The sequence below is a fragment of the Bacillus sp. FSL K6-3431 genome, from assembly GCF_038002605.1.
Taxonomy (GTDB): Bacteria; Bacillota; Bacilli; order Bacillales; family Bacillaceae_C; genus Lederbergia.
Genome location: NZ_JBBOCT010000001.1, coordinates 2,814,860 through 2,827,505, shown reverse-complemented (window position 1 = coordinate 2,827,505; position 12,646 = coordinate 2,814,860). Strand labels below are relative to the sequence as shown.

The following is a 12,646-nucleotide window of genomic DNA, read 5'->3' as shown; positions in this document are numbered from 1 at the left end:
GACATTTCTTTTCAGGAGCTTAAAAAGACATGCCGGAACTCCAACAATTATTCTACAGACACTGTAAATACATACTGTACCTATTATCAATTTATTTTTTGGGATGGGGATTTACGGACTATAAATCTATATTTATGGGCTTAATCCTCGGGACATCTGTCAGCCTTTATAATCATTGGCTGTTAATGAGAAGAACAGTCCGTCTTGGGGAAGCAGTAGCAGAGGGAAAAAGAGTTTATTCCTTGGGCACACTAATGAGGATGGTAGCAGCAATCGTGGCAGTGTATGTAGCGATGAAATTCCCGGATGTATTTCACCTGATTAGCGTAATCATTGGAGTAGTGACAGTTTATGCTGTTATTATGATAGATTTTGTTGTTCAACAAATTTTCAAATCCCGGGAATAGCGGGAAGAGAGGTGAACTTGATTGGAACATGGAGCACCATTAGTAGAAATAGCAGGGCTTTGGTTTAACTTATCGAATGTATTAATGATTACTGTTTCAGCGATTATCGTAATTCTAATTGCGGTTCTTTCTACTAGAAAACTAGCGATGAAGCCAACAGGAATGCAGAATGTCATGGAATGGATCATGGATTTTGTTAAAGGTATTATTAAAAGTAATATGGATTGGAGAACAGGTGGTAACTTCCATTTGCTTGGAATAACGTTGCTCATGTTTATATTCGTATCTAACATGCTTGGATTACCTTTTGCGTTATATGTTCATGATGAACTATGGTGGAAATCACCGACAGCCGATCCGGTTGTTACGTTGACTCTATCCGTCATGGTCGTGGTCTTATCTCATTATTACGGGGTGAAGATGAAAGGTGCAAAAGAATATGGTCGCGATTATTTCAGACCAGTAGGATTTATGTTTCCTTTTAAAATTATTGAAGAGCTAGCCAACTCACTCAGCCTTGGTTTGCGTCTATACGGTAACTTGTATGCAGGTGAAGTATTGATCGGACTATTGGCATCTTTAGCAGGAGTCAGCGTGCTTGGTGCAATTGGTGGATTTGTACCACTAATGGTATGGCAAGGATTTAGTATATTTGTAGGAGCATTACAAGCATTCATATTTACAATGTTAACGATGGTTTATATCTCGCATAAAGTGAGTTCTGACCATTAATATATACCCGTTCAAAAAGAGCGGAAAACATAATTTTTTTAAAACCAAGGAGGAAATTTATAATGTATGCAATCGCAGCAGCAATCGCAATTGGTCTATCAGCTTTAGCAGCAGGTATCGGTAACGGAATGGTTGTTTCTAAAACAGTTGAAGGTATGGCACGTCAACCAGAAGCGCGTGGAATGCTTCAATCAACAATGTTTATTGGTGTAGGTATCATCGAGGCGATTCCTATCATGGGTGCGGTTATTGCATTCATGCTTCAAGGTAGATAATAAAATGAATTCGTCCGGGTTCAAGCGGCGATGTTCGGTGCGGAAACAGCACGGACGATCTATGCTTGGGTTGGTGACGCTGAGAAAATGGCGAAGCTCACTAGCTGAGAAACTTCGCCATTCCTTTATGTATTGAGTGAAAAGTGTGTAAGTCCAGTAAGATCTTAAAGGAGCAAAAGCAAACAAAGTCACATCCTGTGGCAAAGCTTTTGTGACCCACGCCGTTCTGATCCGTACGATATGCGGGCCCGAATTTTCGAAAGGAGTGAAGCAAACGTGCTAACAAACCAATTTGTACTTGGAGTCACTGAGTCCACACAAAAATTTAATGGCGGAGATATTTTATATACCGTTGCAGCATTTGCTGTTTTATTGTTCATACTGAAAAAAGTTGCATGGGGACCTTTAATGGGAATCATGATCAAACGCGAAGAATATATAGCGAATGAAATTAGTGCTGCGGAAAAAAGCCGCATTGAATCTAATCAATTCTTGGAAGAACAAAAAGCCCTATTGAAAGAAGCTCGCATAGAAGCACAAGCAATGATTGAAAACTCTAAAGAGCATGGGGAAGTTCAACGTGAAGAAATTATTCAGGTTGCTCGTCAAGAAGCGGATCGTTTAAAAGAATCTGCACGCTTAGAAATTAATGAGCAAAAAGAACAGGCAATTGTAGCGTTGCGTGAGCAAGTAGCTTCATTATCTGTATTGATTGCATCTAAAGTAATTGAAAAAGAATTGAGTGAAGACGATCAACAAAAATTGATCAATGAATACATTCAAAAGGCGGGAGAATAGCGATGAGCCAAAATGTTATCGCGGAACGCTACGCTTTAGCGCTTTTTATGTTAGCGAAAGAGCAAAATCTCATTGAAGACTTAACTGTGGAAATGCGAACATTAAAGAAGGTATTAACAGAAAACCCTTCATTCCTTACATTGTTATCATCGCCAAAATTAACTTTAAATGAGAAAAAGAATGTATTACAAAATGTATTTTCATCCGTTTCTCCAACCGTTGAAAATACTTTGATGCTTTTGCTTGATGCCCATCGTCAAAATGAGATTACTGATGTTGCTGAGGCTTATATTAATTTAGCTAATGAAGAAAGCGGAATTGCAGATGCGTTAGTTTATTCTGCACGCCCACTATCTTCAGAGGAATCACATGCTGTTTCCGCATCTTTCGCGGCGAAGGTTGGCAAGCGTTCCTTAAATATTGAAAACATCGTGGATACAAATTTACTCGGTGGTTTGAAAATACGTATAGGAAATCGAATTTTTGACGGTAGCCTGCGAGGCAAACTTGACCGTCTTGAACGGACATTAACTACTTGATAAATGAGGGGTGAAATTCATGAGCATTAAAGCTGAAGAAATCAGTGCGCTACTAAAAAAGCAAATTGAAAATTATCAAGCTGAAATGGAAGTAAATGATGTTGGTACAGTCATTAAAATTGGGGACGGAATTGCCCTTGCTTACGGACTGGACAATGTTATGGCAGGGGAACTTGTCGAATTCTCAACCGGTGTACTGGGTATGGCGCAGAACCTAGAAGAAAATAACGTAGGTATCGTTATCCTCGGCCCTTATACAGATATCCGTGAAGGCGACGAAGTACGTCGTACAGGTAGAATCATGGAAGTTCCTGTAGGAGAAGAAATGATAGGACGCGTCGTGAATCCATTAGGTGAGCCAGTAGATGGATTAGGACCGATCAATACAACGAAATCACGTCCAATTGAAGGCCAAGCACCAGGTGTAATGGATCGTAAATCGGTTCATGAACCTTTGCAAACAGGAATTAAAGCAATTGATGCGCTAGTTCCAATCGGGCGTGGACAACGTGAATTAATTATCGGTGACCGTCAAACAGGTAAAACGACTGTTGCAATCGACACAATTTTGAACCAACGTGATCAAGACATGATCTGCGTATACGTAGCAATTGGTCAAAAAGAATCTACTGTTCGTGGCGCAGTTGAAACACTTCGTAAACATGGTGCACTTGATTACACGATCGTTGTGACTGCATCTGCTTCACAACCAGCTCCACTTCTTTACCTAGCTCCATATACAGGCGTAACAATGGGTGAAGAATTTATGTATAACGGTAAGCATGTACTAGTAATTTATGATGATTTAACGAAACAAGCTGCTGCATACCGTGAACTTTCCTTGCTACTTCGTCGTCCTCCGGGTCGTGAAGCATATCCAGGAGATGTTTTCTACTTGCATTCACGTCTTCTTGAACGTGCAGCGAAATTGAGTGATGCAAAAGGTGGCGGTTCATTAACTGCACTTCCATTTGTTGAAACACAAGCAGGGGATATTTCTGCTTATATTCCAACGAACGTTATTTCCATCACAGACGGCCAAATTTTCTTGCAATCTGATTTGTTCTTCTCGGGTGTCCGCCCAGCGATTAACGCGGGTCTTTCTGTATCTCGTGTTGGTGGATCAGCACAAATCAAGGCAATGAAAAAAGTAGCTGGAACACTTCGTCTTGATCTTGCATCATTCCGTGAGCTTGAATCATTTGCTCAGTTCGGTTCTGATCTAGACCAAGCGACACAAGCGAAACTGAATCGCGGAGCGAGAACAGTTGAAGTATTGAAGCAGGACTTGAACAAACCGATTAAGGTTGAAAAGCAAGTAATGATTCTATATGCATTAACGAAAGGATACCTTGACGATATCCCAGTTAAAGATGTTTTGCGTTTTGAAGATTCATTATACTCTTGGCTTGACCACAACCGTGCAGAGCTTCTAGATACTATCCGCACAACTGGTGGACTACCAGCTGATGAAGATCTAAAAGATGCATTGAGTACATTTAAAAGAACATTCGCAAAAAGTGAATAATTAAAGAGTACTGGTTTAGGCCAGAATGACTAATTTTATTCATTAAATAAATGAAAATATGTTATACATTAGGAACATCAGCTACTGTCAAATGAAGAATCCGACTGTGTTCATAAAAGAACACAACGCTTGAATAGGATTGCGTTTGAACCTATTCTTGTCGGCTTCCTTTGACCGCGCGATGTGACCCACTTTGTGTGGGCCTAACCAACTTTTACTAAAAGGTGGTGAAATCAGTGGCATCCTTACGTGACATTGAAACCCGGATTAACTCGACCAAGAAAACAAGCCAGATAACAAAAGCAATGCAGATGGTATCCGCAGCAAAGTTGAATCGTGCAGAAACAAATGCAAAGTCATTTGTACCTTATATGGAAAAAATCCAAGAAGTTGCTACAAGTATTGCAGCTGGCAGCAAGGATGTAGAACATCCAATGCTTGTTTCACGTCCGGTGAAAAGAACGGGATACTTAGTAATCACAGCGGATAAAGGCTTGGCAGGACCATATAATAGCAGTATTTTGCGGTCTGTTTCAAATAAAATCAAAGACCGTCATCAATCTGATGATGAATATGCGATTATTGCTATTGGCCGTATGGGACGCGACTTTTTCCTCAAAAGAAACATGAATGTAGTGCTAGAAATCAATGGACTTCCGGATCAACCAAACTTTGCAGACGTTATGGAAATAACGAGCAAAGCAGTTGGAATGTTCTCAGATGGCACATTTGATGAACTATATATGTACTACAACCATTTTGTCAGCGCGATGACTCAAGAAGTGACAGAGAAAAAAGTACTGCCACTTACTGAGCTTGATACATCTAAAAAATTAATGTCTTATGAGTACGAACCTTCAGCCCAAGCCATCCTTGAAGTATTGCTTCCACAATATGCGGAAAGCTTAATTTACGGTGCCTTACTTGACGCTAAAGCTAGTGAGCATGCAGCACGGATGACGGCAATGAAGAGTGCAACAGATAATGCATCTGATTTGATCGATGGCCTGACATTATCCTTTAACCGAGCACGCCAAGCAATGATCACACAAGAAATTACCGAGATCGTAGGCGGCGTAGCAGCATTAGAATAAGGAAAAGCGGAAGCTCCTTGTTTGATGCTGTAATTATAAGGAACCAACGGCTAAGAGCGCCACTTCGTGTGGCAACGCCGTTATGACTCGCATCGTGCGAGCCTAAATTTTATTTTATATCTTTGATTGAGATCTTAACCCAGGTAGGAGGGGAAATGATGAACAAAGGACATATTTTACAAGTTATGGGTCCGGTTATTGACGTGAAATTCGCCAGTGGCCAGCTCCCAAATATTTATAACGCGCTAAAAGTTACTACATCTGCAGAGCAAAACATTGAATTAACATTGGAAGTTGCTCTCCACCTTGGTAATGATACTGTTCGTACAATTGCAATGGCATCCACTGACGGTGTTCAACGCGGAATGGAAGTTCTTGATACAGGTGCACCAATTTCCGTGCCAGTTGGTGATATCACACTTGGACGTGTATTTAACGTTTTAGGTGAAAATATTGACCTTGATGAAAAGCTTGCTCCAGACGTACGCCGTGACGCAATTCACCGTGCAGCGCCAAAATTTGATCAGCTTTCCACAGAGGTAGAAATATTAGAAACAGGTATTAAAGTTGTTGACTTACTAGCCCCTTATATTAAAGGTGGTAAGATCGGACTCTTTGGTGGTGCGGGTGTTGGTAAAACTGTACTTATCCAAGAACTGATCAACAATATCGCTCAAGAACACGGTGGTATTTCCGTATTTGCTGGTGTTGGAGAACGTACTCGTGAAGGAAATGACCTTTACTACGAGATGAAAGATTCAGGCGTTATTACCAAAACAGCAATGGTATTCGGACAAATGAATGAGCCACCAGGAGCACGTATGCGTGTTGCGCTTACTGGTCTGACAATGGCTGAATATTTCCGTGATGAGCAAGGGCAGGATGTTCTGTTCTTTATCGATAACATTTTCCGATTTACTCAAGCAGGATCCGAAGTATCTGCCCTTCTAGGACGGATGCCTTCAGCAGTTGGTTACCAACCAACACTTGCTACAGAAATGGGACAATTGCAAGAACGTATTACGTCAACAAACGTTGGTTCAGTTACATCAATCCAAGCAATTTACGTTCCTGCGGATGACTACACTGACCCGGCACCAGCAACGACATTTGCTCACTTAGATGCAACGACGAACCTTGACCGGAAGCTTTCTGAGATGGGTATCTATCCTGCAGTAGATCCACTAGCTTCCACTTCAAGGGCACTATCACCAGAAATTGTTAGTGAAGAGCATTATTATGTGGCGACTCAAGTACAGCAAACATTACAACGCTATAAAGAATTACAGGATATCATTGCAATCCTAGGTATGGATGAACTTGGAGACGAAGATAAGTTGACCGTTCACCGTGCACGCAGAATTCAATTTTTCCTATCTCAAAACTTCCACGTTGCAGAACAGTTTACAGGACAGAAAGGTTCTTACGTTCAAGTAGCAGAAACGGTAAAAGGTTTCAAAGAATTACTTGAAGGTAAATATGACCATCTTCCTGAAGATGCTTTCCGCCTTGTTGGAACAATTGCGGATGCAATTAAAAAAGCGCAAGATATGGGCGTAGAAGCATAATTTCGGACCAGGAGGGTTAACGATGAACACATTGCGAGTTAGTATTGTCACTCCCGATGGCCCGGTATTTGATTCTGATGTAGAAATGCTCAGCACTAAAGCTGAATCAGGTGAAATTGGTATACTTCCGGGTCACATTCCAATGGTTGCTCCACTCCAAATAGGTGCTGTACGTATCACAAAAGATAATAGTACAGAGTACGTGGCTGTAAGTGGTGGATTACTAGAAGTTCGTCCTGATCAAGTTACCATTCTTGCCCAAACAGCAGAACGCGCGGAGAGCATTAATATCGACCGTGCTGAAGATGCAAGAAAACGCGCTGAGTCCCATTTACAGGGGAAAGCCGAGGATAGTGATTTTAAACGTGCGGAATTAGCGTTGAAACGAGCGATAAACCGCATTGATGTATATGAGCATGGGTAAGTAATAAGTACACCTTCTGATCATAAGGGTCAGAAGGTGTTATTCATGAGAATAAATCTATAGGAGGGGTCTATATGGTTGAAGAGTTCGGACAGCAATCTTTGCTTAGCATTATTTCTCACTTGTTTTTTATAGCCATTACTTTCTATGGACTACAGGCAGTACATTTTGATAAACTAATCAGAGGTAATCGTGTGTTTCAGGCTAGGCTTTTGTACATATTAATTACAATTGCAATTGGCTCTGTAGTTAGTAATTTTTTCCTAGACTATTTAAATTGGGCAAGTCAACTACGGTTGTTATTTTGATGTTTTTGAAAAAAAGAAAAATGCGACTTTGTACCTGTTTTCAATATCCATTCTATTGTTTATGATGTGATAGGTATGTTGATAAATGGTGATACATAATAGGCGAAAAACGTCTGAATTTCGCGATTTTCCCTTAGTATTTCTATCCCCAGAGTGGAAACACTTTTAATAGGGGTGATAGACCATGAACAAAAAACAAGCGCTCGTAATTATTCATATTATCGTCACAATTTGTTTTGTCACTATTTTTATCGGGAATAACATCAGTGCAGCACAGAAAAGTATGGATATTCAAGTGCTTGCCGATAAAATTGAAAGTCAAAATGGCACTATTGTTGAATGGTCTTTATATGCAAGAGAACTTGTCCATCTTTCTAATGAAGATAAACGGTTAGAAAAAATACAATGGCTTAAAAAACAGTTTCCTAATATGGAATGGCATACTGGTATGGAATCGAGTTCTGACATTGTTGTAGGAAAAAGACAATTTGAATATTATAGCGAAATAATTAAATTAATATCAACCGACAAAAACAGACAATCCTCGTCGTATATTGTATACGAGGTACGGGGAAAGAGTTGGGATCGGGATCAGAATGCTGTAGAAAGCTTGTCCAAGTATGTTTCAACAACAATAAAGCTACTGTTTGATAAAAAGCCCGTTATTTTCTCTTGTATAAAAGGCGAATTCAATAAAAGGTTCGATGAATTTAAGTATCAATCTTTGCAAGATTTAATTAAATCCTTGCACGCGGAAGAGGTAAAAACGTTAAAAGAAAGAGACTTTTACTCGATATCAGCGAAATCCTCTCTTTTAGACGAAACCATATCTTTTACCGATACTGAAATGAATATGCAAATTGGACTACGAAATAATGGATCTGAGTCGAGTACAACAATTGTAATCGGCACACCAATCTTAACGATTGAATATTAATATAAAGAATATGTACGCGGAGGGGAATACTCTTGGAAAAAATCATCGTCCGCGGCGGAAAAAGGCTAAGCGGTACTGTTAAAGTTGAAGGGGCAAAAAATGCCGTTTTGCCTGTGATCGCTGCATCATTGTTAGCAAGTGAAGGAAAAAGCATCATTCGAAACGTACCAACTCTTTCCGATGTTTATACAATTGGTGAAGTGTTACGTCATGTAAATGCTAGCGTTGAATTTAATAATAAAACAATTATTGTTGATGCATCAAATGAACTTAAAATAGAAGCACCATTTGAATACGTTCGGAAAATGAGAGCATCAGTACTTGTAATGGGACCACTACTTGCAAGACAAGGAACAGCACGTGTTGCTTTACCTGGAGGTTGTGCAATCGGTTCTCGTCCAATAGATCTTCACTTAAAAGGCTTTGAAGCAATGGGTGCAAAAGTGAAAGTAGATAATGGATTTATTGAAGCGACAGCTGATCGTTTAACAGGAGCAAAAATATATTTAGACTTCCCAAGTGTAGGGGCTACTCAAAATATTATGATGGCTGCAGCATTAGCGGAAGGTTCTACAACAATTGAAAACTGTGCGAAGGAACCAGAAATTGTTGATCTTGCCAATTATATAAACGAAATGGGTGGGATTGTACGAGGTGCTGGAACAGGAACAATTCGTATCGAAGGCGTGAAGACATTGCGTGGTGCAGATCATACAATTATTCCTGACAGAATCGAAGCTGGAACATTTATGGTTGCAGCAGCTATTACGGGTGGTAATGTGCTTGTACAAGGAGCTATTCCTGAGCATATGTCATCTGTTATCGCAAAAATGGAAGAAATGAACGTAACTATCATTGAAGAAGAAGATGGGATACGTGTTATTGGACCAGAAAAATTAAAAGCTGTAGACATTAAAACAATGCCACACCCGGGTTTTCCAACAGACATGCAGTCGCAAATGATGGCTTTGCTTGTCAACGCGGAGGGCACTAGTGTCATTACTGAAACAGTTTTTGAAAATCGTTATATGCATGCGGAAGAATTCCGTCGTATGAATAGTGATATTAAAATCGAAGGTCGTTCTGTTATCATCTCGGGTCCAAGTAAGCTCCAAGGGGCAGAAGTTGCTGCGACTGATTTGAGAGCAGGCGCAGCGTTAATTGTAGCTGGCCTCAAGGCAGATGGATATACACGTGTAACTGAACTTAAACATCTTGACCGTGGTTATCTTAACTTTCATGAAAAACTTCGTGCATTAGGCGCTGATATCGAGCGTGTGAATGACGAAACAGAAAAAAATATTACAAACGAAACGACTATTAGTAACCTTGTCGTGGATTTTGATGCATAAATGTGCATTGAATATACAAAAAAACTCGCACATTCAAAATGCGGGTTTTTTTGTTATATAAAGAATTGCTTGCTGAAATCCCACTGAAAAGTTATCATACATGGTAAACTTTGAGTAGAGACCTCGGGGACTGTCACCTTTCTTTGAATAGTGGAATAAAAGCTTGTCCCTATCCATATATTTAAGCAAAGGTGATCGCTTCGGCATCGCCTTAATTTCGTAATGGAGGCATCAGCATGAATCAAATGAAACCAGTTATATTTGTAGTTGCTATTTTAATTACGCTCACATTTATACTTCCATCCCTACTTGTGTTGCCTTTCTCTGGTAAAAAGACTGTAGAAAAGCTTGGTGATTCGGAAACTCCAACAACACAACCACCACCTTCTAATAATGAACCTGCAACAGAAGTCGGAGTTCTTAGATCTGCTACGAATAATATTGAAAAACTACCGATAGAAGAATATGTAATCGGCGTGGTCGCCTCAGAAATGCCGGCCAACTTCGAACCTGAAGCATTAAAAGCACAAGCTTTGACAGCAAGGACATATATTACAAGTCATTTACTTAACGCAGATAATGCTAATCTGCCAGAAGGGGCAGATGTAGCCGATACAGTTAATTATCAAGTGTATAAAGACAAATCCGAGCTGAAAAAAAGCTGGGGGAAAAACTATGACTCGAACTACAAAAAAGTCGCCAATGCTGTCAAACAAACACAAGATAAAATATTAACATATGAGGAAAAACCAATAACGGCTTCTTTTTTTTCTGCGAGTAATGGTTTTACTGAAAATGCAGAAGATTATTGGGAAAACCAAGTTCCTTATTTGAAAAGTGTAGAAAGTCCTTGGGATAGTAAAGAATCCCCGGAATTTGAAAGCCAAATATCGTTGAGTACCAAAGAATTTGAACAAAAACTTGGTGTCGATATTGGAAAAGGTGCAGATGTGGGCAGAATTATCGCTAGAACGCCCGGTAAAAAAGTGGCAGAAGTAGAGATTAACGGCAAAAAGTTTACTGGGCGAGAAATAAGAGAGAAGCTAGGTTTACGTTCAACGGATTTTGACTGGGTTCATAAAGGTGATGCAATCATTATCACGACAAAAGGATTTGGCCATGGAGTAGGAATGAGCCAATACGGTGCAAACGGAATGGCAAAAGAAGGTAAAGACTATCAAGAAATCGTCAACCACTATTATCATGGAGTCAAAATCTCAGACATTCGCCCATACTTTGATCAAAAACTTGCATTTAATCAATAACAAGAAGCGCTAATTCCCCGAAAACTAGGAATTAGCGTTTTTTTTTTATTGAAATAAGTCAACTAATAATAGATTGTAAGCCACTCAGCGAAAATACGAGCCACTTGAGCGAAATACAAGCCACTCAGCGGAAATATGAGCCACTCGTGGGAAATACAAGCCACTCAGCGTAAATGTGAGCCACTCGTGGGAAATACAAGCCACTCAGCGTAAATGCACTCGTGGGAAATACAAGCCACTCAATGAAATACCCCCCCTGCAAGGTTTAGATTCCGCCCCACGCAATTTTAGATCTATTCAATGTATTATTCCCTCAATCATATTAAAGAGTTTCTCACAGTCGTATGCGGCAACCTAGGTATAGATGGTTACCTGCTAAATATAAACTGGAAAATGAGTCCATATCACTTTCTTTAGTATAATTTCTGTCATTTGTCGAAAACTAAATGGCGAAATTTTTAATGTTAAGTATATAATTCTGTTTTTCTGTTCAGAATGAACCTAGAGGTGATGAAAATGAGAGAGGAAGAAAAGAATCAATCTTCTCAAGTAAGAAAATTCTTTAAAAAGCGTTGGGTATTTCCAGCAGTTTATTTAGTTAGTGCGGCATTGCTCATTTCTATGATTGTTTGGTATCAAACAAGTGGAATGGACAAGGCAAAGGGACCTGAAGTAGCAGATCCGGGACAGAGTTTGGTTGGTGAAAATACAGAAGAACCTTCTATTGAAGTCAATCAATCTTTTGAAAACTTTGCAATGCCAGTACAAAACGAAGACGATGTAAAAGTTATTACAGAGTTTTTTGATGCCACTGCGTCCGAGGAAAAGCAAGAAAGTGCACTAATCGTTGATGGGAACACTTATCGTCCTAGTCTTGGGCTTGATATTGCTCAATCAGAGGGGAAAGAATTTAAAGTAGTATCAGCACTTAGTGGAAAAGTAGCAGCAGTCAGACAAGATTCATTACTAGGTAATGTGATTGAAATTGAGCACGAAAAAGGCATTATGACTGTATACCAAGCGGTAAAGGACATTAAAGTAAAAGCGGGAGACAAGGTTAAACAAGGGGATGTGCTTGCAACGTCTAGTACAAGCCAATTGAATAAAGCCGCTGAAAACCATGTTCATTTTGAAATTCGTAAGGAAAGCAAAGCAGTTAATCCACTTACGTTTTTTGGACAACCGGTAACTGCACTAGAAAATACGGATACGACAGGTGTACCAGAGAAATCTGATTCTGAAAATGTATCTGAGGAAGATGCAATAGACAATGCATCACAAGAAGAAAAAGATGCGTCAGACAATGTATCTCAAGAAGAGAAAGATGCATCAGACAATGTATCCGATGAAGAAACATCAGACAGCATATCTGATCAAGAAACAAATAATGCTAATAATCCTGAACCAAAAACAAATTAA

14 protein-coding genes are annotated in these 12,646 nt (G+C 39.7%); all 14 read left to right on the top strand.

The window, feature by feature from the left end; genetic code table 11:
• The first annotated feature begins 29 nt into the window (after window positions 1-29).
• The 14 genes from MHB53_RS13930 to MHB53_RS13865 all read left to right on the top strand — a co-directional run bounded on the left by MHB53_RS13930 (window position 30) and on the right by MHB53_RS13865 (window position 12,646).
• A complete protein-coding gene (locus MHB53_RS13930; RefSeq protein WP_340919351.1) occupies window positions 30-407 on the top strand; it encodes an ATP synthase subunit I in 378 nt (125 codons plus the stop codon).
• A gap of 21 nt (window positions 408-428) precedes the next feature.
• Window positions 429-1,139, top strand: coding sequence for a F0F1 ATP synthase subunit A (gene atpB, locus MHB53_RS13925; RefSeq protein ID WP_340919348.1), 711 nt, complete (start codon window positions 429-431; stop codon window positions 1,137-1,139).
• Window positions 1,140-1,201: 62 nt separating this feature from the next.
• On the top strand, window positions 1,202-1,414 hold the full coding sequence (gene atpE / locus MHB53_RS13920) for a F0F1 ATP synthase subunit C (RefSeq protein WP_066144004.1): 213 nt from the start codon (window positions 1,202-1,204) through the stop codon (window positions 1,412-1,414).
• A 276-nt stretch (window positions 1,415-1,690) separates the two neighbouring features.
• The gene (atpF, locus tag MHB53_RS13915) at window positions 1,691-2,212 is read left to right on the top strand and encodes a F0F1 ATP synthase subunit B (protein WP_340919340.1); all 522 of its coding nucleotides are present in this window, start codon (window positions 1,691-1,693) and stop codon (window positions 2,210-2,212) included.
• A 2-nt stretch (window positions 2,213-2,214) separates the two neighbouring features.
• The gene (locus MHB53_RS13910) at window positions 2,215-2,751 is read left to right on the top strand and encodes a F0F1 ATP synthase subunit delta (protein WP_340919337.1); all 537 of its coding nucleotides are present in this window, start codon (window positions 2,215-2,217) and stop codon (window positions 2,749-2,751) included.
• Window positions 2,752-2,770: 19 nt separating this feature from the next.
• On the top strand, window positions 2,771-4,279 hold the full coding sequence (atpA, locus tag MHB53_RS13905; RefSeq protein ID WP_340919335.1) for a F0F1 ATP synthase subunit alpha: 1,509 nt from the start codon (window positions 2,771-2,773) through the stop codon (window positions 4,277-4,279).
• 236 nt (window positions 4,280-4,515) lie between these two features.
• A complete protein-coding gene (locus tag MHB53_RS13900) occupies window positions 4,516-5,373 on the top strand; it encodes a F0F1 ATP synthase subunit gamma (protein ID WP_340919333.1) in 858 nt (285 codons plus the stop codon).
• Window positions 5,374-5,531: 158 nt separating this feature from the next.
• Entirely contained in the window at window positions 5,532-6,941 is a 1,410-nt protein-coding gene (gene atpD / locus MHB53_RS13895) for a F0F1 ATP synthase subunit beta (RefSeq protein ID WP_340919331.1), read from the top strand.
• Between the two features lie 22 nt (window positions 6,942-6,963).
• Window positions 6,964-7,365 carry a F0F1 ATP synthase subunit epsilon gene (locus MHB53_RS13890; protein WP_340919329.1) on the top strand — a complete coding sequence of 134 codons (402 nt, stop codon included), beginning with the start codon at window positions 6,964-6,966 and terminating at the stop codon, window positions 7,363-7,365.
• Window positions 7,366-7,439: 74 nt separating this feature from the next.
• Window positions 7,440-7,673: a DUF1146 family protein gene (locus MHB53_RS13885; RefSeq protein WP_340919325.1), complete on the top strand. Its 234-nt coding sequence runs from the start codon at window positions 7,440-7,442 to the stop codon at window positions 7,671-7,673.
• A gap of 184 nt (window positions 7,674-7,857) precedes the next feature.
• Window positions 7,858-8,610 (top strand): YwmB family TATA-box binding protein, encoded by a 753-nt coding sequence (locus tag MHB53_RS13880; protein WP_340919323.1) that lies wholly within the window; start codon window positions 7,858-7,860, stop codon window positions 8,608-8,610.
• A gap of 32 nt (window positions 8,611-8,642) precedes the next feature.
• On the top strand, window positions 8,643-9,962 hold the full coding sequence (gene murA / locus MHB53_RS13875; protein WP_340919321.1) for a UDP-N-acetylglucosamine 1-carboxyvinyltransferase: 1,320 nt from the start codon (window positions 8,643-8,645) through the stop codon (window positions 9,960-9,962).
• Between the two features lie 236 nt (window positions 9,963-10,198).
• Entirely contained in the window at window positions 10,199-11,227 is a 1,029-nt protein-coding gene (spoIID, locus tag MHB53_RS13870; protein ID WP_340919316.1) for a stage II sporulation protein D, read from the top strand.
• 516 nt (window positions 11,228-11,743) lie between these two features.
• Complete coding sequence (locus MHB53_RS13865; RefSeq protein ID WP_340919313.1) at window positions 11,744-12,646, top strand: M23 family metallopeptidase; 903 nt, start codon at window positions 11,744-11,746, stop codon at window positions 12,644-12,646.

What these genes read in the sequence shown, in the direction of transcription:
- MHB53_RS13930 (WP_340919351.1), top strand. Translation starts at nt 30, where the DNA reads ATGCCGGAACTCCAACAATTATTCTACAGACACTGTAAATACATACTG.
- atpE (WP_066144004.1), top strand. Translation starts at nt 1,202, where the DNA reads ATGTATGCAATCGCAGCAGCAATCGCAATTGGTCTATCAGCTTTAGCA.
- MHB53_RS13910 (WP_340919337.1), top strand. Translation starts at nt 2,215, where the DNA reads ATGAGCCAAAATGTTATCGCGGAACGCTACGCTTTAGCGCTTTTTATG.
- atpA (WP_340919335.1), top strand. Translation starts at nt 2,771, where the DNA reads ATGAGCATTAAAGCTGAAGAAATCAGTGCGCTACTAAAAAAGCAAATT.
- atpD (WP_340919331.1), top strand. Translation starts at nt 5,532, where the DNA reads ATGAACAAAGGACATATTTTACAAGTTATGGGTCCGGTTATTGACGTG.
- MHB53_RS13890 (WP_340919329.1), top strand. Translation starts at nt 6,964, where the DNA reads ATGAACACATTGCGAGTTAGTATTGTCACTCCCGATGGCCCGGTATTT.
- MHB53_RS13885 (WP_340919325.1), top strand. Translation starts at nt 7,440, where the DNA reads ATGGTTGAAGAGTTCGGACAGCAATCTTTGCTTAGCATTATTTCTCAC.
- MHB53_RS13880 (WP_340919323.1), top strand. Translation starts at nt 7,858, where the DNA reads ATGAACAAAAAACAAGCGCTCGTAATTATTCATATTATCGTCACAATT.
- spoIID (WP_340919316.1), top strand. Translation starts at nt 10,199, where the DNA reads ATGAATCAAATGAAACCAGTTATATTTGTAGTTGCTATTTTAATTACG.
- MHB53_RS13865 (WP_340919313.1), top strand. Translation starts at nt 11,744, where the DNA reads ATGAGAGAGGAAGAAAAGAATCAATCTTCTCAAGTAAGAAAATTCTTT.